Origin of the sequence: Candidatus Frankia alpina (genome assembly GCF_902806485.1) — a bacterium.
Lineage (GTDB): Bacteria > Actinomycetota > Actinomycetes > Frankiales > Frankiaceae > Frankia > Frankia alpina.
Genome location: NZ_CADCWT010000040.1, coordinates 1 through 21158 on the forward strand (window position 1 = coordinate 1; position 21158 = coordinate 21158).

The 21158-nt window shown below is 71.9% G+C and carries 15 protein-coding genes and 5 pseudogenes; 13 read left to right on the forward strand and 7 right to left on the reverse strand.

Features of this window, described 5'->3' with window-relative positions:
• Positions 1-471 precede the first annotated feature (471 nt).
• The 5 genes and pseudogenes from fxsA to G6R25_RS26375 all read left to right on the forward strand — a co-directional run bounded on the left by fxsA (position 472) and on the right by G6R25_RS26375 (position 3731).
• Positions 472-669 (forward strand): FxSxx-COOH cyclophane-containing RiPP peptide, encoded by a 198-nt coding sequence (fxsA, locus tag G6R25_RS07170; RefSeq protein ID WP_161983186.1) that lies wholly within the window; start codon positions 472-474, stop codon positions 667-669.
• Between the two features lie 11 nt (positions 670-680).
• A complete protein-coding gene (locus G6R25_RS07175) occupies positions 681-1922 on the forward strand; it encodes an FxsB family cyclophane-forming radical SAM/SPASM peptide maturase (RefSeq protein WP_235947668.1) in 1242 nt (413 codons plus the stop codon).
• A 650-nt stretch (positions 1923-2572) separates the two neighbouring features.
• A pseudogene (locus G6R25_RS28695) lies at positions 2573-2863 on the forward strand (aKG-HExxH-type peptide beta-hydroxylase); the annotation flags it as partial.
• A gap of 127 nt (positions 2864-2990) precedes the next feature.
• Positions 2991-3059 (forward strand): annotated as a pseudogene (locus G6R25_RS28700) (hypothetical protein); the annotation flags it as partial.
• 93 nt (positions 3060-3152) lie between these two features.
• Complete coding sequence (locus G6R25_RS26375; RefSeq protein ID WP_235947672.1) at positions 3153-3731, forward strand: hypothetical protein; 579 nt, start codon at positions 3153-3155, stop codon at positions 3729-3731.
• Here G6R25_RS26375 and fxsT (G6R25_RS26380) read toward each other — a convergent pair.
• Both fxsT (G6R25_RS26380) and fxsT (G6R25_RS26385) read right to left on the reverse strand, forming a co-directional pair.
• Positions 3726-5090, reverse strand: coding sequence for an FxSxx-COOH system tetratricopeptide repeat protein (gene fxsT, locus G6R25_RS26380; RefSeq protein ID WP_419469324.1), 1365 nt, complete (start codon positions 5088-5090; stop codon positions 3726-3728). The genes G6R25_RS26375 and fxsT (G6R25_RS26380) overlap by 6 nt on opposite strands.
• Positions 4978-6231 carry an FxSxx-COOH system tetratricopeptide repeat protein gene (gene fxsT, locus G6R25_RS26385; protein ID WP_419469323.1) on the reverse strand — a complete coding sequence of 418 codons (1254 nt, stop codon included), beginning with the start codon at positions 6229-6231 and terminating at the stop codon, positions 4978-4980. The genes fxsT (G6R25_RS26380) and fxsT (G6R25_RS26385) overlap by 113 nt, the downstream gene beginning before the upstream one ends.
• A gap of 825 nt (positions 6232-7056) precedes the next feature.
• Between fxsT (G6R25_RS26385) and G6R25_RS07190 the strand changes: the two genes are divergently transcribed.
• From G6R25_RS07190 to G6R25_RS29535, 5 genes and pseudogenes are all read left to right on the forward strand, one after another.
• Complete coding sequence (locus G6R25_RS07190) at positions 7057-9210, forward strand: nSTAND1 domain-containing NTPase (RefSeq protein ID WP_205446945.1); 2154 nt, start codon at positions 7057-7059, stop codon at positions 9208-9210.
• 152 nt (positions 9211-9362) lie between these two features.
• On the forward strand, positions 9363-10766 hold the full coding sequence (gene gad, locus G6R25_RS07195) for a glutamate decarboxylase (protein ID WP_136448608.1): 1404 nt from the start codon (positions 9363-9365) through the stop codon (positions 10764-10766).
• A 302-nt stretch (positions 10767-11068) separates the two neighbouring features.
• Positions 11069-11596: pseudogene (locus tag G6R25_RS28705) on the forward strand (CoA transferase); the annotation flags it as partial.
• On the forward strand, positions 11544-12272 hold the full coding sequence (locus tag G6R25_RS28710) for a CoA transferase (RefSeq protein ID WP_268904100.1): 729 nt from the start codon (positions 11544-11546) through the stop codon (positions 12270-12272). The pseudogene G6R25_RS28705 and the gene G6R25_RS28710, both read left to right, overlap by 53 nt.
• A gap of 390 nt (positions 12273-12662) precedes the next feature.
• A pseudogene (locus tag G6R25_RS29535) lies at positions 12663-13355 on the forward strand (VOC family protein); the annotation flags it as partial.
• Between the two features lie 90 nt (positions 13356-13445).
• Here G6R25_RS29535 and G6R25_RS07210 read toward each other — a convergent pair.
• From G6R25_RS07210 to G6R25_RS07220, 3 genes are all read right to left on the reverse strand, one after another.
• Complete coding sequence (locus tag G6R25_RS07210) at positions 13446-14606, reverse strand: GntG family PLP-dependent aldolase (RefSeq protein ID WP_205446946.1); 1161 nt, start codon at positions 14604-14606, stop codon at positions 13446-13448.
• Positions 14607-14731: 125 nt separating this feature from the next.
• Positions 14732-14893: a hypothetical protein gene (locus G6R25_RS26395; protein WP_235825955.1), complete on the reverse strand. Its 162-nt coding sequence runs from the start codon at positions 14891-14893 to the stop codon at positions 14732-14734.
• A gap of 152 nt (positions 14894-15045) precedes the next feature.
• Entirely contained in the window at positions 15046-15750 is a 705-nt protein-coding gene (locus tag G6R25_RS07220) for an LUD domain-containing protein (RefSeq protein ID WP_235947678.1), read from the reverse strand.
• Between the two features lie 116 nt (positions 15751-15866).
• Here G6R25_RS07220 and G6R25_RS07225 point away from each other — a divergent pair, with 116 nt between their 5' ends.
• On the forward strand, positions 15867-16358 hold the full coding sequence (locus tag G6R25_RS07225) for a winged helix-turn-helix transcriptional regulator (protein WP_163552347.1): 492 nt from the start codon (positions 15867-15869) through the stop codon (positions 16356-16358).
• 2 nt (positions 16359-16360) lie between these two features.
• Here the strand turns inward: G6R25_RS07225 and G6R25_RS07230 are convergent, their stop codons facing one another.
• On the reverse strand, positions 16361-17212 hold the full coding sequence (locus tag G6R25_RS07230) for a TIGR03620 family F420-dependent LLM class oxidoreductase (protein ID WP_235947681.1): 852 nt from the start codon (positions 17210-17212) through the stop codon (positions 16361-16363).
• 284 nt (positions 17213-17496) lie between these two features.
• Between G6R25_RS07230 and G6R25_RS07235 the strand changes: the two genes are divergently transcribed.
• Positions 17497-18078: a TetR/AcrR family transcriptional regulator gene (locus G6R25_RS07235; protein WP_163552352.1), complete on the forward strand. Its 582-nt coding sequence runs from the start codon at positions 17497-17499 to the stop codon at positions 18076-18078.
• 275 nt (positions 18079-18353) lie between these two features.
• Positions 18354-19813: pseudogene (locus G6R25_RS07240) on the forward strand (MFS transporter).
• Here G6R25_RS07240 and G6R25_RS07245 read toward each other — a convergent pair.
• The gene (locus tag G6R25_RS07245; RefSeq protein ID WP_235947685.1) at positions 19774-21045 is read right to left on the reverse strand and encodes an ABC transporter substrate-binding protein; all 1272 of its coding nucleotides are present in this window, start codon (positions 21043-21045) and stop codon (positions 19774-19776) included. The pseudogene G6R25_RS07240 and the gene G6R25_RS07245 overlap by 40 nt on opposite strands.
• Between the last annotated feature and the right edge of the window lie 113 nt (positions 21046-21158).

Genomic DNA, 21158 nt, shown 5'->3' on the forward strand with positions numbered 1-21158 from the left:
ATCGGGCCGGGAGACGTCCGGAGCGGCGGGCGCCGGCGTGGGCCTGGGCCGCCCGCTGGATTCGGGCCGCGATGCGGCTCGGTGCGGGTGGGCGTTCTCGGACGGCTATCTGGCACCGTGTCGACTGACTGACCCATGACCCACGGACGATCTCCACCGGTTCCACTGGTCCCCTCGTTTCCTACCCGACCGGCACCGCACCCGCAGATCCAGCCGGTGCCGGGTATCGATGAGAGAGAAGAGAGTCTACGTCGTGGGAGGTGGCAGGAGACCTGGCACCGGTGCGCCGGAAACCAGGTAAGTACGGTTTCCGAAGGGCCCGGCGGAGGTATACGTCCCGCCGGCCGCGCGCCGTCGGCTTGTCGCCGCGACGCCGGTTCCCGCCGGACGGAGTCTACTGTGTTGCTTTACGGGCGCCAGCTCGCCGGGCAGGCTAGATTGGAAGACCGGGGCCCCTTGAGGAGGTCGCGGATGGATCGGTCGTTGATAGGTTTCGAGTCATGGCTACCCGACATGACCGGGGTGGGGCTTGACGCGATCGGGGCGGTGGACAGCCCTGGGCTCCGGCGGGCACTGGCACGCCTGGATCGCGAGGCGGCGCAGGTCTCCGCACCGCGGACCGGCTTCAACTCGAGTCTGGCTTTCACCTCCGCCTGGTCGGCGCTTTAGACAGGGGCAGGGTGCAGATCTCTGACGCCGACGCGAGGCGACTGCGGCGGATGGAGTGGCCGTATGGCTCGCTTCCCGACAAAGAACTGGAGGGCTCGGGTTGGCGACCCGAGCCCTTCTCGCAGTTCGTTCTCAAGGTGCACAGTCGCTGCAACCTTTCGTGCACCTATTGTTACGTCAACCATCAGGTTGATCAGAGCTGGCGCAGTCAGCCCGCGGCGATGAGCCACCGGACGGTTGCCGCGACGGCCGGGCGAGTGGCGCAGCATGCGCGGCGGCACGCTCTGACCGCCGTCCACGTCGTCCTGCACGGCGGTGAGCCGCTCCTGGCCGGGGCCGACCTGCTCGACCATGTGGTCACGGCTTTTCGGGACGCGGCGCCGGCCGAAACGCGCGTCGTGTTCAGCCTCCAGACGAACGCCGTGCTGCTGACCGAGCGCATGCTCGATCTCTGCCTGGGCCACGGCATCCGCGTGGGCGTCAGTGTGGACGGCGGCGTCGACCACCACAACCGACGGCGGGTCCGACGGGACGGGTCGGAAAGCCTCGCGGACACGCATGCCGGACTCGCCCGGCTGACCGCGCAGCGGTTCCGCGACATTTTCGGCGGTCTGCTCTGTGTCATAGACCTGGCAAGCGACCCGGTGGAGGTGTACGAAAGCCTGCTCGCCTGGGACCCGCCGGCGGTCGACTTTCTGCTGCCCCATGGAAACTGGCTGGTCCGACCGCCCGGGCGGGGGGCGGACGAGCGGGACACGCCGTACGCGGACTGGCTCGAGTCGTTGTTCGACCGCTGGTATTCCGCCTCGGAACACGAGACGGAGCTCCGCCTCTTCGACGAGATCATCGCTCTGCTGCTCGGCGGGCGCAGCCGGGTCGAGACCGTGGGGCTGACCCCGTCAACGGTGGTCGTGGTCGAGACCGACGGCTCGATCGAGCAGGTTGACGCGCTGAAGTCCGCCTACCAGGGAGCCGAGTCAACCGGGTTGCACGTCGACCGGGACGACTTCGATGCCGCTCTGCGGCATCCGGGCATCGTTGCCAGACAGATCGGTGCCGCGGGGCTTGGCGAGGAATGCGCCGGTTGCCCGATCCATCGGGTCTGCGGTGGTGGGTACTACCCCCATCGATACCGGCCGGGTACCGGCTTCCGGAACCGCTCGGTGTACTGTCCGGATCCGTTCCACCTGATCTCGCATATCGGAATCCGGATCGGCGCGGATCTTGAGCGCGCCCGACGCCGCACAGGGTGAGCGTGAAACTTCATCGGCTGGCCGCCGCTGATTTCGATGAGCTGGCGGTGGGGGGCGCCGGGGCGGAGGTTGTCCACCGCCTCCGGGCGACGCAGCTCAGCAAGCGGCTGTTGACCCTGCGTGCGGTCATGGACGACGCCGCTCGCCTGGCGCCGGCGGCCGGCGGCCGGCTCGCACGCAGCTTCGAGGTGCTTGTCGCCGCGCAGCGCGCCGCGCCGGACACGGTGGAGGAGCTGTTGCTCTCGCCGGGGTTCGGGCTGTGGGCGATGCACTGCCTGCGACGGATGCGCGGCGCCGTGTCCTCACCCATCCCGCTTGAGGACGATCTGGCCGGGCTGGATGCCGAGGTCCCGGTGCTGATCAGAGACGACGAGCTGGTTCTGCCCACCCTTGGCCGTTACCGTGGCGCGTCTTCCGGCTGGGCCCAGACGCGGACCGCCGGTGGCGCACTGACGTTGCGGACGGCCGGCTCACCGCAGGAGCGCCCGGTCCTGATCGCCCGGGCAGCGGGGGCGGCCGAGCGCAACCTGATCCGTGACGCCGGTTCCGGCTGGGAGCCGGTTCCCACTCTCGACGCGCAGGCGGTGGGCGAGCGGATCGAGCTACGCCTGGACTTCGTCGATCCCGCCCGCCTTCTGCTCGACCTGCCCATGACGTCCGAGATCGTCCCGGAGGCGCTCGACCTGTGGCGCCAGCGGCTTGCCGAGGGCTGGCGGATCCTGTGCCGGTGCGATCCACGTGCGGCGCGAGCGATCGCCGCCGGGCTCACGACGGTCTTCCCGTTGCGGCCGACGAGCGGCGCGACCGAGCTCAGCGCCTCCGTCGGCGAGGTGTTCGGGGCGGTCGCGATGACGCTGCCGAAGGACGGCCTGTCGTGCGCGGCCGCCTTCGTCCACGAGTTTCAGCACAACAAGCTGTCCGCACTGCTCGATCTCGTCACCCTGTTCGAGCCCGTCGAGGGACGGCTGCTCTACGTACCCTGGCGCGCCGTCCCCGCCCCCTGCCCGGTCTCCTCCAGGTGCCTACGCCTACCTCGGCCTCACCGGATTCTGGGACTTCCAGCGGCGGGTGCTCCCCGAGCCGGGCTACGCGCATTTCGAGTTCGCCCGGTGGCGGGAGGAGGTGTGGCGGGTCCTCGTCGCGATCCGACTGTCCGGTGCGCTGACCCCGCCTGGACTGCGCTTCCTCGACGGCATGCGGACGGTGGTCTGGCGCCACCGGCAGGCCGCGGTGCCAGCTGAGCCGCGGATGCTGGCCCGGCGGATCAGCGCCGACACCTGGACGACCTGGCGGCTGCGCAACGCCGAACCCGCCGCCGACCGGGTGGCGGCCCTCGTCCGGGCCTGGGCCGCCGGCCGTCCGGCGCCGACCGGGATGCGGGTGCCCACAACCATCCGGGCCGGCAACCGCGGCCTGGTCGACAGCACCCGGCTCAGTCTGGCGCATCTCCGGCTGAATGAGCCGAAGCTCTTCGCAGCCATGCGTGAGGGCGTTCCCGGTGTGTTCGAGGAGGACTTCTCACTGGCCGATCGGGCGTATGCCTGCGGCGGCTTCCGGGCCGCCGCGGCCGCCTACAAGCAGCAGATCGCCGACGATCCGGACCACCTCGGGGCCTGGGCCGGTCTCGCGCTGTGCCGCCGGGAGACCGGCCGACACGGCAGCCGGGTGCTCATCGCCCACCCCGAGCTCGTCCGCGCGGTGCACCGGGGGGTCGAGGAGCTGAGCGGGTACCGCGTCGACCCGGATGATCTTGCGGCCTGGCTACCCGAGCCGGCCCCCGACGGGACCCCTGGGGGAACGGGGCTATAGCGGCGGCGGCTCGAAGTCGAAGTCCAGCCGCTCGCCGCGCAGGCCGGCCCGCACGTCCGGATGCTCTTCACCGAGGACCCGCCGGTAGCGGCGCAGCGTGTCCTCGGTGAGGGCCTGGCCCTCCTCCGCCCGGCCGATGGTGGCGAGGTCCAGCGCGACGTTGGTCGCGCAGACGAGCGTGTGCGGATGATCATGGCCGAGGAGTTCCCGGAACCGGGGAAGGGCCGCCTCTCCCATCTTGACCGTCTCGTCGGTCCGCCCGAGCGCGGAACGTGCCGTCGCCAGGTTCACCACACAGGTCAGGGTGAAGTGGTGGTCGGCGCCCAGTCTGGCCTCCAGACCAGCGAGCGACTCGGCCAGCAGGGTCTCAGCCTCCTCGATCCGGCCGAGCTGCCGGTGGACGAGGGCGAGGTTCAGGCCGCAGCCGTAGGTGTAGGGATGGTCGGGGCCGAGCACGTCGCGGTAGCGACGGACGGTCTTCTCGATCCGGACGGTTGCCTCGTCCGGATCGCCTGCCACTCGCTGCGCGTTGCCGAGGTTGATCCCGGCGGCGAGGGTATCCGGGCGCTCGGAGCCGTACTGCGGGCTGTTGGTGTACCGGGCGTGCACCTCCCGTGCCAACTCCAGCGCGGCGGCGAAGTCTCCGGCCTTGCGGCGCGCCACCGAGAGCTCCTTGGCGTGCTGGAGGACGTGCCAGTGCCCGGCCGGCAGGATCCGACGCTGCACCAAGTCGCGGTAGATCAGGTACGCTTGCTCGGCCAGCTCCCGGGCATCCAGGTACTGCCCGGCATGGCGCAGATCGCGGGCGAGGGCGGCCATGGAGAACACCACCCACACCGCGTCGTCGCGGGTGTACGCGGCGCGCCGGTCGGCGAGGTTGCGCTGGTCTGTTTCGAGGGCCCGGGCATACGAGCTGGTGAGGGTGTAGTCGACGGCGAGGTTGTTGGCGGCGAACAGGGTGGCCTGGTGTTCCTCGCCGAAGACCGTCCGATGCCGGGCGAGGGAGTCCTCGTCGAGCTCCCGGGCGGCCTCGAAGTCGCCGTGGGAACGCAGGTCCGCACCGAGCACCTCTGTGATCGCATCCAGGACGGGGCGCCGCAGCTCGTAGGCCTCGGGATACCGGCCGAGTGCCCACAGGATGTCGGCCTTGATCCCCTGCAGGATGAGGACGGCGGGATCACGATCGCCGGAGTCGGCGACCCAGCCGACCAGCGCCCGATCCGCCTCGACGAGGCCGGTGGAGAAGTCACCGATCTGGTAGAGGTACCGCACGACGTGTTCGATCAGCTGACGCGCCTGTGGCTGCCGGACCCGGTAGACCTCGGAGGGCACGATGTGCGGCAGCAGCCGGCTGAACAGCGGCCAGTTGTCCTCCTCCGCCTCGCCCGGGTCCGCCCCGACGAGTAGCTGGTGCACCTCTGTCGCGCACCCGACGCTGGTCCTCGGCCGGCAGATCGTCGCGGATGAACTTCTGGACGAGCCGGTGGACCTGCAGCGTCTTGTTGGTGGTGTCGAGGCGGGCCAGGGCGTAGCGGCCGAGCTCCCGGACCGCGCGGCTGACGACCAGCCGATCCTGCATGGCGGCGCCGAACTCGGACTTCAGGATGAACTTGCCGCGGTCGAGGATCTCCATCGAGATCGGTTCCGGGCTGAAGAACGCGCAGCGGCGGAGCAGCTCCAGGGCGAACGGCGCCTGCTCCTGCAACTTGCTCACCGACAGACTCCAGGCCGCGGCGACCGGCCGGGAGTAGTCGGCGGGCGCGTTCTCGGCGAGCAGTCGGCCGCCGGCCTCGCGCAGCAGCTCCAGGTACTCCTGGGCGTCCATGCCCGTCTCGGCCTGCAGGGCGCCCGCCTGCTCCAGGGCGAGTGGCAGGTCACCGAGCGCGTCGGCGAGCTCGTCGGCGTCGGCTCGTGAAATATCCTCAACCCGGCGGGTGAGGAACTCCAGGCTTTCCCGGCGGTCGAAGACGTTCACCTCGATCGTGTCGACGTGACTGAGCCAACTCCGGTTGCGCGAGGTCACGATGACATGGCCTGGACCGTGCGGAATGCTGGGACGGATCAGTTCCGGCTGCTCGGCGTTGTCAAAGATCAGCAGCCAGCGGCGGTAGGGTTCCCCGCGGCGCAGCGCGTCCAGCACCTGGGTGACGGCGTCGTCGACCCGCAGCGGGGCGGCGTCCGCCAGCCCCAACCGGGGTGCGAGGGTGGCGAGGGTGGACCGGACCAGCGAGGGCTGGTCGGCGGGCACCCACCACACGAGGTCGTAGTCGGTCTGGAAGCGGTGGGCGTACTCGATCGCCAGATGGGTCTTGCCCACCCCGCCGAGCCCCTGCAGCGCGTGCGGCAGGACCGCGGTGACGTCACGCGTCTCTGCGGTGATGCGGGCGCGCAGATCGGCGAGCAGGCCTTCCCGGCCGGTGAAGTTCTTGTTCCGTTGTGGCACGTTGCCCCACACGGTCGGCACCCGCCGACCGGTGTCCTGCACCGGAACCGACTTCACCACCGAATCCACCATTCCCCCGCGTTGTTCGCCGCGAGGTGGTTCGTTTGTCGACGTCATACCTCGCCCATGCAAAAAATATCCAGCTTACCGAGCGCCTGGATCTTACCTCTGGAAGGGGCTGGGAGGGCACCCCTGGCCGGGCTGCGTGTCGCCCCGCGCACTCCCGAACTTTTCTACCATATAGTGACGAAAGAGATGGTTGTCCGGTTCCTGTCAGGCGACATCCGGACGAGTGGGGAAAGCCCAGGTCAAGGACGGGTTCCGGCGTGCGTTACAGCGGGAGCCGCCCCGGCGATGCTGGCCGTGCTGTCTGAGTGATGTCCAGGGCGTGTGCCCGAGGTGAGCGCCCGGCGTGAGCGTCGAGGGTGAGCGTCGGAGCGGGCGGATGCGGAGTCCCGGGTGTGACTGCCGCGGCGGCGGCCATGGTCGCCTCGGTGTCGTGTCAGGCTGGCCGCATCCCAGGCCGCCGCAGCGCGGGTGCCCGCGCCGGAGGGCCCTATTCCCGGCAGGCGGCGAATATGGCCGGTGTGATCCGCCGGGCCGTTGTCCACCGCCGCCGATCCGGGGTCGGATAGTATTCACCGAGGTCACCGGGTTGGCAGTGAGGGGCTCTACCGCATTGGCTACTGAAGCGGTCGCGGCGGGCGGCGTAAATGCGATTTTCTCGGGCGAACTCGTCGCGGGGACGGTTCGCCCTTTGCTGGGCGGAGCTGCCAGGGCCGGGTGGAGTTCGTGGACGCCGGCCGAATCTTCTGTGTGCGGTGCGTCGTCTCGGTCGAACGAGGCGCGCAGCTCCCGGCACTGTAGCGGCCGAGTCGCGCGATGACGGTTGTTCCGAGCGCCTCGCCGTTTCCCGGTCTGCGGCCTTTCACGGAGATCGACTCCGCCCGGTTCTTCGGGCGGACCGCTACCGCTCACACTCTGTTGGCGAAATGGCTCGAGAACCGCCTGGTGGTCGTGTACGGACCAACCGGAGCGGGAAAGAGCTCACTGTTGCGGGCGGGAGTGCTTCCACAGCTTTCCCCGGAGGTGGCTCACGTGCTGCCGGTGGGTCGGATCTCCCCGGGAGCGGGCGCGGCCGGAGCCGGTGCTCCGTCGCCCGGCCGGGCGGCCAACCCGTTCGCCGAGTCGGTGCTGCGGACCTGGTCCGGCACGGGCGACACGTCGACGTTGCCACCGGCCCTGCGTGACCGTCTGGACGGGCGGGGACCTGGCCCTGACGGCCGTCGGTGGCCCGCCGACCCGAACCGGCCGATCCTCGCCGCGGTGGACCAGTTCGAGGATTTCTTCGCACCGGGCACGTCCCACCTCGATCCGTTGCGGGAGCAGTTCATGACGCTGCTGGGAGAGGCGGTCGCGGCGCTGCCCGACCTGCACCTGCTCCTGGTGATCCGGCAGAACGTCCGTGCCCGCCTCGCCCCCTACGAGGCGGCGCTCGCCGGTGGCGAGGGCGTCGCCCGGGTCCGGGTCGGAGCGCTGGACCGGCGCTCCGCGATCGCCGCGTATGCCGAGCCGATGCGGCGGGCGGGCCGGCCGCTGCCGCCCGAATCCGCGGCGGCCTGCATCGACGAGCTCCTGCGCAGTCGGGTGGTGGACGCAGCCGGAACCGTGTCGGTCCTGACCGCGGACGCCGTCCCGCCGGCATACCTCCAGCTCGTGGCCGCGGCGAGGTGGCGAGACACGGCCGATCGCGTCGCCTCGCTCGGGCCGGACCTCATGGAACCCGCCGTTCGGGTCGACGCGGTCCTGGGGGCCCACCTCACGCAGGTCATCGTGACGGAGGCGAGGTGCTACCACCTCGACGCCGCCGACGTGCGCCGGTGGCTGGTCCATACCTTCGTCACCGAACGCGGGCGTCGGGCGACGGTCGACGAGGGCCTCGTGACCACCGCTGGGATGCCCAACGCGCTGCTGGCGGCGCTGGCCGAGCGATACGTCCTCGCCAGCGAGTGGCGTTCGGGATCCCGCCGGTTCGAGCTCTTCGACGACCGGCTCATCCCCCCGCTGCAGGCCGCGGTGCCGGACTGGCCGGCGGCCGACGCCTTGGCGGCGGAGATCGGTGCGATCGACTACCTTCAGGCGGCCCTGATCAGCCTCGCGGACGGCGACCTCGCGGCCGCCCGGATCCACGCCGACGAGGTGCTGCGGCGCGACGCAGAGGATCCGCGCACCCTCGCACAGGCAGTGATGCTGCGCGCCGATCTCGATGATGCCCAGGGGCGGATCGAGCAGGCCGAGCGCGGCTACCGGGAGGCCGCGCAGCTCTACGAGTCGCTGCCGGACGCCGAGTCGTCGGGCCGGGCGCTGGCCGCGGCTGGGCGGCTGCTGCTGCGGACCGGGCGGCTCGGCTCCGCGGTCGAGGATCTTCAGTCGGCGTCGGCTCGGCTGCCGGCCGAACTCGACGTGCAGACCGATCTCGCTCGGGCCCTGTGGTACTCGGGCCAGCGCTGGGCCGCCGCCGCGATCTTCTCTACGGTGCTGACCATCGCGCCGCTGACGCTGGCGGCCCTGGCCGGGCGCGGTCAGCTACGGGTCGAGCTGGGGGACGACGCGGCGGCCCTGGACGACCTTGACCGAGCGGTCCGACTGGGTCCGGGCGGCCCGGACACCGCCGACATCACCGACATCACCGACATCACCGACATCACCGACATCACCGACATCACCGACATCGCCGACCCCGGCGGCTCCGTCGGTCCTGGGGACAGCACCGAGACCCGGGCCGCTCGTGCTCTTGCGCTGGCGCGGCTCGGACGGTCGGCCACCGCGGCCGCGGAGACGTCGGCGGTGCTCGACGACGCCCCGGACAGCGGGCCGGTCCTCTGGCGTGCGGCGGGTGTGCTCCAGACGATCGGAGACGACTCGCGGGCGGTCGACCTCCTCGAGCGGGCTCTGCAGGCGCGCGCGCCGGCGTTGCTCGCCTACCAGCGGGAGCAGGTTCACCGGATGCTGCGCCGCCCGGGAGCCATGGCCTGACCGACCGGCTTCCCGATCGGCTGGGTGCCGCGGTCGGGTGGTCGGGTGTCGGGCGGTCTGGTTCCAGGCCGCTCGGGTGTCGGACGGTCAGATGTTAACCGGGAGCGTGTAGACGGGAGACGTCGGCGGCGGGTGACGGGAGGTGGACCTGGATGGCGTTGCACGGAAAGGCAAGTGGGTCGCGGGCGGAGCAGACGGTGGACGTGCGGCCGCAGCTGGTCCGGCCGGGGGAGGACGCCGTCGTCCCCCGGTTTCGGCTCCCGCAGGAGTCGATCTCGCCCGAGACCGCCTACCAGATCGTCCATGACGAGCTGATGCTCGACGGCAACGCGCGGCTGAACCTGGCGACGTTCGTGACCACCTGGATGGACCCCCAGGCCGATCGGCTGATGGCCGAGTGCGCACCGAAGAACATGATCGACAAGGATGAGTACCCGCAGACGGCGGAGCTGGAAAAGCGCTGCGTCAACATCCTCGCGGACCTGTGGCACGCCCCCGACTCGGAGCATGCGGTCGGCTGCTCGACCACCGGCTCCTCCGAGGCGTGCATGCTCGCCGGCCTGGCGCTGCTGCGGCGCTGGCGGGCCCGGCGGCGGGCGGCGGGCGCCCCGGCCGACCGGCCCAACCTCGTCATGGGCGTCAACGTCCAGGTGTGCTGGGACAAGTTCGCCCGCTACTGGGACGTGGAGCCACGGCTGGTTCCGATGGCGCCGGGCCGCACGCACCTGACCGCCGACGAGGCCGCCGCGCGCTGCGACGAGAACACGATCGGCGTCGTGGCGATCCTCGGCTCGACGTTCGACGGCAGCTACGAGCCGGTCGCCGAGATCGTCGCCGCGCTCGACCGCCTGGCCGCCGGGGGCGGCCCGGACGTGCCGGTGCACGTCGACGCCGCGTCCGGCGGGTTCATCGCCCCGTTCTGCGACCCCGAGCTGGTCTGGGACTTCCAGCTCGACCGGGTCGTGTCGATCAACGCGTCGGGGCACAAGTACGGGCTGGTCTACCCGGGGGTCGGCTGGGTGCTGTGGCGCGACCGCGCCCACCTGCCGGACGAACTCGTGTTCGAGGTGGACTACCTCGGCGGGAAGATGCCGACGTTCTCGCTGAACTTCTCCCGCCCGGGGGCTCAGGTCGTCGCCCAGTACTACACGCTGCTCCAATTGGGCTTCTCCGGCTACCGCCGGGTGGCCCAGGCGTGCCGGGACAATGCCCGGTGGCTCGCCGACGAGGTGGCCCGGATGGGTCCCTTCGAACTCGTCTCGGACGGCAGCGGGATCCCCGCGTTCGCGTTCCGGCTGCGCGACGAGATCACCGACTACACCGTCTTCGACGTCTCCGAGCTGCTGCGCACCCGCGGCTGGCTGGTGCCCGCCTACCGGTTTCCGGCGGACCTGACCGATCTCGCCGTGCTGCGGGTCGTCGTGCGGCACGAGTTCAGCCGCGACCTCGCCGAGATGCTCATCGCCGACCTGCGCCGAGTTGTGGACAGGTTGACCGGCGTCGGACGGCCCTTCCCGTCGCCCCCGCCGGACGGCGAGGCGTCCTTCCACCACTGACCGCGCGGACTCGCCGCCGGTGGACTGTCAGGGGGCGGCGGTGACGAGCGGTCATGCCCGCGCAGCAGGGCGCCAGCCGGGTCCTCCTTCTTGATCGCCTGGATCGCGGTCGGCGCGGTGAACAACACGTTCACCCCATGCTCGGCGACCACCGGAGCGAATTCCGACACTCCTGATCGCCATCGCGCGGCACCACCGGGCGTGTCGGCGTGGCCTGGCCTTCCGCCGCCGACCACGACTTCGGCCCTGCCCGTGATGTTACGTTTTTGCGCCAAAGCTAATCGACGTAGGGAGACGCAGTCATGACCAGACGGTTGGAGGGCGTCAGGGTCCTCGACTTCTCCGAGCATGGCTTCGTGCCGTCGGCTGCCGCGGCGCTCGGTGATTTCGGCGCCGACGTGGTCAAGATCGAGCGGCTGGCCGGTGATGCCATGCGCAGGATCATCGCCAGCGGCATGGTGGCCACGAAGGACGGCTACGACTTCCAGTTCGAGTTGTTCAACCGCAACAAGCGCGGCATCGCTTTAGACGTCGAGCAGCCCGCGGGCCGCGAGATCTTCGAGAAGCTCGTGCGCTGGGCCGAGGTGTACATCACCAACCAGCTGCCCCGCGTCCGCCGCAAGCTGCGCACGGAACCGTCCGACGTCTTCGCGCTCAACCCGAGCATCGTGTACGCCCGCGGGCACGGCCAAGGGCAGCGCGGGCCTGACGCCGAGGCCGGCGGTTTCGACGGTGTCTCGTACTGGGCGCGCGGCGGCGTGGCCCACGTCCTGACCGATGCGAACGCGACGCGCCCGACCAAGCAGCGTCCGACCCTCGGCGACGGCCCCAGCGGGATGTTCCTGGCCGGTGGGATCTGCGCCGGGCTCGTTCACGTGGGGCGGACCGGCAAAGGGCATCGTGGTCGACACTTCTCTGCTGGGTTCGGCGGTGTGGACGCTCGGGCCCGACCTGGCCTACACCACCCTGGCCGGCGAGCAGATGCCGATGGCGGCCGACGAGCAGATCTCGCCGCTCGTGCACCAGTACCGGACCGCCGACGGCCGGTGGGTGTCCCTGATGATGATCGATGAGGGGCGCTACTGGGAGCAGGCCTGCCGGGCGCTCGGCCTGGACGATCTCATCGCCCGCTTCCCCGACCCGACCTCGCGCCGGGCCGGCTGGCCGGTGATCCACGAGCGGATCAACGCGGTCATCACCACGCTCGACCACACCGAGCTGGACGCGAAGCTGCGTGCCCAGGGCTGCATCTTCTCGTTCTTCGCGACTCCGACGGAGGTCGTCGCCGACCCGGCGGTCGTCGAGAACGGCTATCTCATGGCGCACCCCGAGCATCCCGACGTCCGCCTCGCGGCCGCTCCGGTGCAGTTCGACGACGAGTTGCCCTCGGCCCGCCGTGCGGGACCGGCCCTGGGCCAGCACTCCCGCGAGGTCCTCACCGAGCTCGGCTATGGCGAGGCGGACATCCTCCGCCTGCTCGACGACAAGGTCATCGCCGAACCCTGAGCGCCGAACCCTGAGCGACGGGACCATCCGGAGGTCGTAGCGTCGCGGGGCCGCGGATCGAGCCGCGGGGCCGCGGCTCGACCTGACCCGGCGAAGGGCTGAGGCCATGGGATGGGTCGGCGCCGGGATGCAGCGATCGGGGGGTGGGTAGGCCCTGGTCACAGGCGTTCCGCGCGGCGTGCTGCCAGGGTCGGCGGCGCGTCGCGGATCCGGGCTGTGTTCCCGCCGTGACTTGCGGACGGCGTCCTGCCAGGCGGCGAGGAAAAACTGTCGGTGGCGGGGTCCAGGGTGATGGCACGGTCCGCAGCATGCGGGTTCGCAGCACTCGAAGGAGTCACCATGCCCACGCGAGACAGCATCCTGGCTGGCGCCCCCTGTTGGGTCGACCTGATGACCTCCGACCCCGATGGCGCCAAGGTGTTCTACGGCGAGCTGTTCGGTTGGGCGGCGGAGGAGTCCGCCCCGGAGTTCGGCGGGTACACCAACCTCACGAGGGACGGCGTCCGGGTCGGCGGCCTGATGCCCAAGCAGCCGGGGATGGACGCGCCCGACGGCTGGTCGGTGTACCTCTCGACGCCGGACGCGGAGAAGACCGTCGCCACCGCAACCGAGCATGGCGGAGGGGTGATCGTGCCGCCGATGGCGGTGGCCGACCTCGGCGTCATGGCCGTGGTGACCGACCCGGGCGGTGCGGCCATCGGCCTGTGGCAGCCGGGCCTGCACACCGGCTTCGGCGTCGTCGCCGAGCCGGGCGCACCGGCCTGGTTCGAGCTGCTGACCCGGAACTACGCCGCCGCGGTTCCGTTCTACCGTGACGTCTTCGGCTGGGAGGTCCACGCCGTCGCCGACACCCCGGATTTCCGCTACTCGACCTACGGGGAGGGCGACGCAGCCCACGCCGGGATCATGGACGCGAGCGGGTTCCTGCCGGACGGCGTGCCGGCGCACTGGTCGGTGTACTTCGCCACGGCGGACACGGATGCGACGCTGGAGCGGGCCGCCGAGCTCGGCGGCTCGACCGTCCTGCCGGCCGAGGACACCCCGTACGGCCGCCTCGCCGCCGCCGCCGACCCCACCGGCGCCGTGTTCAAGCTGCTCGGGCCGGCCCGCCGCGGGCTGAGGCGCGCCGCGCGAGCAAGGGTCGCCGGGGCCGGCGTTCCGAGGCCGGTCGGTTCAGGCGGCGGCCGGTTCGGCGCGCAGCAGGTCGGCGAGGACCGATCCGGCGTGGTGGATACCCGCGTCGTCGACGTCAAGATGGGTGACGATCCGCAGGATGGTCGGGCTGATCGCGCCGACCAGCACGCCCTGCTCGGCGGCGCGGTGGGCGAACCGCCCGGCGTCGGCGACCTCGACGAGCACCATGTTGGTCTCGACCTGCTTGGGGTCGACGCGGCCGGGCGCGGCGTCGGCGAGCAGCGCGGCGAGCTCGGCCGCCCGCCGGTGATCCTCGACGAGGCGTTCGACGTGGTGGTGCAGCGCGTGCAGGCCCGCCGCGGCCAGCACCCCGGCCTGGCGCATCGCCCCGCCGAGCCGCCGACGCCACTGCCGAACCTCGTCGACCCGGCCGGCGTCGCAGATCACCAGCGATCCGACCGGTGCGCCGAGCCCCTTGGACAGGCAGACCGACAGGGTCGTGAACGGTTCCGCGAGCCGGCGCGGTTCGACGGCGCCGGCGACGGCCGCGTTCCACAGCCGGGCGCCGTCGCAGTGCAGCGCGATCCCGGAGGCGGCGGCGAGGTCGCGGAACTGGTCCAGCCGGGCCGGCGACCAGACCCGGCCGCCGGCCCGGGCGGCGGTGTTCTCCACGGCCAGCACACTGGTGCGGACCATGTTGTAGTTGCCGCCGATGCTGTGCGAGCGGATCGCCGCGGCGACGTCCGCCAGCTCCGCGGTGTCCGCGAGCCCGGGTATCGTCCGGGTCTGAATTCCGCCGAGTGCGGCCAGGCCGCCCATCTCGTAGGTCACGATGTGGGCCTCGGTGTCGGCGATGATCTCGGTGCCGACCGCCGCGCTGGCGCGCAGGGCGACGAAGTTTCCCATGGTCCCGCTCGGGACGAACACGGCCTTCTCATGGCCGAGCAGGTCCGCGGCGTACTCCTCCAGGGCTCGCACCGACGGGTCCTCGCCGTAGTGGTCGTCGCCGACCTCCGCCGCCGCCATCGCCCGGCGCATCGCCGCGGTCGGGCGGGTCACCGTGTCGCTGCGCAGATCGACCGGCCCGACCGGCCCGGCGGCCGGTCGACGTGTCGACCGCGAGGCCGGCGTGGCGATCTGGGCGCCGGTGGCAGCCGCGTCGTCCGTGGGGGTTCCGTCACGGGAAGCGTCGATGGTCATGATTGTCGATGGTAGTGGCTCATACCCACCCCGCCGGCCGGCTCGACTACCTCAGCGACCCACCTCTGGAAGGGGAGCGCGACCGGATCGCCGCGACTATCGAGGACCTTGCCATGGCCCGCTGGTCACTGAGCAGGTCGAGTGACGCCGCGGTCGTGACTGCCCGGTGGGTCGGTGGCCCAGACGGGAGAGGGCAGCTCGGCGCGCAGGGTGGGGGCGACCTCGGCGAAGAAGCGTTCCAGGTGGGCGCGGGTGGTGGCGGGGTCGGTGAGGAAGAAGCCCTCCACCCCGACGCCGAGGACCTGGTTGCCGAAGCGCCGATACAGATCGAGCAGTTTGTCGGTGATCTGGTCGGCGGTGCCGACGAGGGTCGAGCCGTTGTCGATGAAGTCTTCCAGCGAGTCGAACGGGAAGTGGTTCTGCCGTCACGGCGGGGCCGCTATCGCGCGCCGCCAGCGTGCTGGCCAGGAATTTCACGCCGCTTCGCCACCGGCGCGCGCGTCGGGCGACACGGCCAGAAGCCCAGCGTCTCGCGGACCAGGACGATGGTGGCGCGTTCAGGGAGAGCCTCCCGTTCCACGATGAGGATCTTGCCGATGAACGAGCTCTGGCCATAGAGATCCTGCAACCGCTGCCACTCCCGGGGCAGGCTGTAGGCGTGGACGCGGCGGATCCCGGTCGCCAGGTCCGGCACCACCTTCTGCGCCCCGACCACCCAGATCGCCCGGCGGGCGCCCGAGGCGTACGGCGCGAGCTGGCTGCCGCTGGCCGAGCCGACGACGAGCTGGCCATCCTCCGTCACTGCGTGCACGCTGCCGACGACCACGTCGGGCAGGGCCCCGAGCCGGATCTGGGCGACTACGTCGGCTCCCGGTGACGGAGCGTCACGCCGGACCGACCGGAACTCGCCGGACTCGTCGATGTCCGCCGCGATGCCGGACAGGCGCAGCGTCTCGCTGGCGGCGGTGAAGATCTCCTCGTCCCGGGGGAGCAGCTCCCGGACGAGTCGGCGGGCCTGCTCGGCGGTGTCCACGAGATGTACGAGGTAGCCGCGCTCGCGCAGGTTCGCGGCTGTCCGGTCGAGCCGCGCCGCGTCGGCCGGGACCGCGAACGCCTCGTCGAGCGGGGGTGCCAGGGCGGTCATGATGGTCACTCCGATGCGGGTCGATGGTTCCTTCTGGTAACTGGACCGATTCTGCGGAACCATCGAGTGCCTCGGAAGACGGCACTATTTTCTTCCTCGGTGATGTGGAGGTAACTATGCGCGCGAAGTCCGCCGTCGGCGACGAGGGTGGCCCGAGTGACGATGGGGATGGCCCGAACGGCGGTGTGGTCGGCCCGAACGGCAGTGTGGTCAGCCAGCACGGCGGCCGGCAGGCCGACACGCGGGCGGCGGCGGTCCTGGCGGTCCGGGATGATGCGACGTGCCGGGTTCGCGAGATCCTCGACCGGGTCGGCGACAAGTGGACGCTGGCGGTGGTCAGCGAGCTCGGTCGGGGCAGCCACCGGTTCACCGAGCTGCGGCGGGCCGTGCCGGGCATCAGCCAACGCATGCTGACCTCGACCCTGCGCGGGCTTGAACGCGACGGCCTGGTCTGCCGGACCGTGCATCCGGTCGTCCCGCCGCGGGTCGACTACGAGCTGACCGAGCTCGGTCGGACGCTGCTCGACACGGCCTGGGCGCTGATGAGCTGGGCCCTGGAACACATGGACCAGATCGACGATGCCCGTCAGGAGTACGACGGGCGTTGACCTCAGGCGCCGGTCAGCAGCGGGGCCAGCCGTTCGAGCTGGTCGACCGCGGCCGGCAGGTCTGCGGCGAACGGGTGCACGAGCACGTGGTCGGCGCCGGCGGCCAGGTGGGCGGCCAGCCGCGCCGACACGGCGGCCTCGTCTCCCCACGCGAGGATGTCGTCGACCAGCCGGTCGCTGCGTCCGCCGGACAGGTCCGCGTCGCTGTAGCCGAGGCGCCGGTAGTTCCTGGTGTACGGGGACTCCGCGCTCCCCGCCCCGGCGTTGAAGACGGCGCGCAGCCGCCCCCGTGCGGTCGCCGGGTCGGCCTCGAGCAACACGGCCTGATGCGGGATGACCAGCCGGTCCGGGCCGACGGCGGCGCGGGCCGCGGCGGTGTGCGCCACCGGCTGCAGGAAGGGGTGCACCCCGTCGGCGTGGTCGCGGGCGAGCCGGTGGGCGCGCGGTCCCAGGGCGGCGAGCACCCGCGGGTAGCGCGGCGTGGGCAGGAGCCAGGCCGCGACGTCGTCCACCGCCCGCAGGTAGTCGCCGAGCGCGGTCAGCGGGCGTGACCCCTGCTGCCCGCCGAGCCCGAGCACGAACCGGTCCGGGTACGCCTCCGCGAGGGTGGCGGCCCCGGTGTGCATGGCGGCGGGCTCGCGGACGGACACGTTCGCGATGCCCGTCCCGACGATGATCCGCTCGGTGGCGGCGAGGATCAGGCCGTGCTGGGCGAACGCCTCCCGGCCGCTGCCCGGCCCGCCGGCCGGCGGGCCGGCGCCCCACAGCGAGCCGTAGCCGAGGCGCTCGATGCGGTCGAACTGGCGCGCTGGACCGCCACCGGCGCGGCGAGCAGGGTGCCTGCCGCCAGCCACACGCCGTACCGGCCGAGCCGCCGGCGGGTGTCCGCGACCACCTGCGCCGCGACCACCTGCGCCGTGGTCACCGCCCCGGCCGTAGGCGCCTGCGGGTCCGCGGTTGTTCCCGTCGCCGCGTCAACCGTCGTCATGCTCGCTCCCTCGTCTGCTGGCAAGATAACCGGAGGCTGTCTCCGTTCTGCCGCCCATCACCTTAGTGGAGGTAGGCTCCGGTTAGGCGGATTGCGGTCACATCGAACCCTGGGGGTGGGAGCGTGAGTGGCCCGGCCGGGACGCGCACCATGCGCGCCGACGCCCGTCGCAACTACGAGCGGCTGCTGACCGAGGCCCGGGTGGCCTTCGCCGAGCACGGCACCGGCGCCTCCTTGGAGGACATCGCCCGCCGGGCCGGCGTGGGGACGGGCACCCTCTACCGGCACTTCCCCGCCCGAGAGGTGCTGCTGGAGGCGGTGCTGCGCGAGGAGTTCCAGCGCCTGACCGCCTCCGCCGGCGAGGTGGCGGCTGCCCGGCCCGCCGGCCCCGCGCTGCTCGCCTGGCTGCGCGAACTCGTCGCGTTCAACGGCACCTACCGCGGGCTCACCGCGGCTTTCCTGCAGACCCTGCTCGATCCCGCCAGTGAGCTGCACGCCGCCTGCGAGGTGATGCGCACCGCCGGCGGCGATCTGCTCCGCGCCGCCCAACAGGCCGGGCAGATCCGGCCTGACGTCACCGCCCTCGAGCTGTTCACCCTGGTCAGCGGGCTGTCCTGGGCGCATGAGCAGACCGCCGCGGCCCTGCCTGGCAGCCTCGCCCCCGACCGCCTGCTGCACCTGACCGTCGAGGGCTTGGCTCCCCGCCCCGCACAGTCCGGCGTCGGGCGGTAGGCGCCCGAGGGCCCCACGGCCTCGTCATCCCTGTTTCGCCGCCCGGACCCGAGTGGTGACGCCCGGCGGTGCGGCATTACCTCGCGCGTAATCGACGGGATCTGCGGGCGACCGGAGGATCGGGCGCGGCGGGGAGGTTCCCTCGCCGCCACCGATCCGATCCGATCACGGCACCCCAGCGGCCGGCCGCTCGCGCGGGCGGCGGCGCCGTGGGGATGCCGGCTGCTCTGGGAGATCCGTGACCTCGTCTACGCAAGCTCCGCCGCGGACCGACGGTGCGCAAACGGCCGGCTGGCTGCCACTGGTCGTGGTGCTCGCCGGCACGTTCGTCACCTTCCTCGACTTCATTCATCGTCAACGTCGCGCTGCCGTCGATCGAGACGGACCTGGACGCCGGGTCGGCGACGCTGTCGCTCGTCGTCGCCGACTACGGGCTCACCTTCGCGGTCGGAATGATCACCGGGGGTCGGCTGGGCGATCTCTACGGCCGGCGCCGGATGTTCCTGACGGGGCTCGCGCTGTTCACCCTCACATCGGCGGCCTGCGGTCTCGCTCCGAGCGCCGAGGTGCTCGTGGCCGCCAGGTTCCTGCAGGGGGCCGCCGGCGCGCTGCTCACCCCGCAGGTACTGGCCATCCCCCCGCCCTCTACACCGGGCGGCGCCGGGGGCCGGCGTTCGCGGCCTACGGGTTCGCGATGGGGATCGCCGGCGTCCTCGGCCAGCTCATCGGCGGCGCGCTCATCGAGGCGGACCTAGCCGGCTCGGGCTGGCGGGCCGTGTTCCTCATCAACGTGCCGGTCGGCCTGCTTGCCCTGCCCGCCGCCCGGCGCGTCCTGCTGGAGTCGCGCGGACCGCGGGCGCGGCTGGACCTGGTCGGCGCCGCGCTCGTGACCGCGGCGGCGACCCTGCTCGTCCTGCCGCTGGTGGAGGGACGGGAACACGGCTGGCCGGGGTGGGTGTGGTGCTGCCTGGCCGCCGCACCGGTCCTGGCCGCCGGGTTCGTCGCCCGCCAACGCCGGCTCGCCGTCCGCGGCGGGGCGCCGCTGGTCGACCTCAGCCTGTTCCGGCATCGCGCCTTCGTGGCCGGCACGTGCGTCGCGCTGGGGTTCGCCCTGATCCCGAGCTCGTTCTTCTTCGTCCTCGCGCTTCATCTCCAGCAGGGACGCGGCTACGGCGCGCTGTTCTCCGGGATCGTCGCCGTCGGCGCCGGCTATTTCCTGGCGATGTTCCTGGCTGGGCCGCTCGGCGACCGGCTTGGTCACCGGGTCCTCGCGGTGGGCGCCCTCGGTGTCGCCGCGGGCTGCGCGCTGCTCCTGGCCACCGCGTCGGCGGCGAGCGCCCTCGCCCTGGTCCCCGGGCTCGCGGTGACGGGGCTCGGCATCGGCCTGGTGCTCGTCCCGCTGTCCTCGACGGTGCTGGCGGGCATCGATCCGCGCCACGCGGGCGCCGCGGCGGGGGTGCTCTCCATGGCGCAGCAGATCGGCGGCGCGTTGAGGGTCGCCGTGATCGGCGTGGTGTTCTTCGGCGCGGGCCCCACGGCCGAGGGCGCGTTCACGGCGAGCCTGTGGGTGCTGGTCGGGGTCGCCGTCGCCGTGGCCGGTCTCACCCGGCTGCTGCGGCCGGGTGGAGCGGCCGGGTGGAGGTGCCGAGCGCGGGGTCGGGCCCGGCGTCGACCGGACGGATGGTGGGTGCGGGATCAGCCGCCGAACAGGCTGGCCGAGTCAACGGTCCGGTAGCCGGTCGCCCTGGTGCCCTTGACCGTGGCGACGACGGAGCCGGTCGAGCACAGCGCCTTTAGATTCGGGATCGCGGTCCCGTCGCAGGTGAACGTCAGGCCGTCGCCGGCCGGCAGGACCACGTCCTTGGCGGCCTTCAGCGTGCTGGTCACGGAGGCGGGGGTGACGTCCCCGGTGAGGTCCTTGAGCGCGCGGACGAGGCCCAGCAGGTTTTGGTAGCCGGTCACCGCGTAGCCGTCGAGGGCCGTCTTCGGCGCGTACCGGCCCATCACCGTCCGGTAGAGCCGGGACTCGGCGTTGTCGCTTTCGGTGTCGCCCGGGGTGAACAGCGTCGCGCCGTCCAGCGCGCCGGGGGCGGCGTCCTCGACGGTCTTCGACAGGCACGGCTGGATGACGAACCTCGGCTGGGTGGCGTTGACCGCGACCAGACCCTTGAGCACCGTGGTGCAGAAGGTCCCCTCACCGACGAGGATCACCGCGCCGGGCTTCTTGCCGATCGTCGCGGTGACCTGGGAGGTGGCATCCGGCGTGCCGACCGGGATCGGGACGATGTCGAGGCCGACGCCGGCCTTGGCGAACACCGGCTTGCCCAGGGCGTTCGCACCGGCGGTCACGGCGGGGGCATCCGTGACGAACAGGGAGACGCTCTTGTAGCCCTTGTCCTTGGCGGTCTGCGCCATGACGCCGAGCGTCGTGGGGAAGCCGCCGGTCCAGGAGAAGGCGCCGTCGGTGACGAACTCGGCGCCGCTGGCCGCCACGCCCGTCGTGTAGGGGATCCGGGCGCCGGTGATGACCGGGACCATCGAGTCGGCGAAGGCCGTGGTGCCGATGTTCACGGCGGTAACCTTCTGCTCGACCAGCTGGTTGGCACAGGCGCGGGCGGAGGCCGCGTCCTCCTGCGACTTGCAGACGACGAGCTGGATGGGCCGCCCGCCGATGCCGCCGAGGTGGTCGTAGGCGGTGGCGGCCTGGGCGCCCTCGCGGACCTCGGGCAGGGAGATCGCGCTGCCGCCCTCCGCGGTGATGAAACCGATCTTCACCGGCGCACCGGTCGCCTTCGTGCCCGGGGGGAGCGTCACGGTCGAGCCGGCCGCCGGGGTCGCGCCTGCGCCGCCCCCGCTGCCTCCGTCACTGCCGCACGCGGCCGGTAACAGGCCCAGGCCGACGGCCAGGAGCGCCGCTCCCACCCGCGCCCGGCGCGGACGCCTCCCCCACACACCTGTGCTGCCCACAGCCCCTCCATCCCGTCCCACTCGGCCCGTCGGAAGGGCTCGGCGGAGAGAACCGGATAGGTTACCCAGCCCACATGGTGAGCTATGTTATCCAGGTTACAGATCCGGTCAAG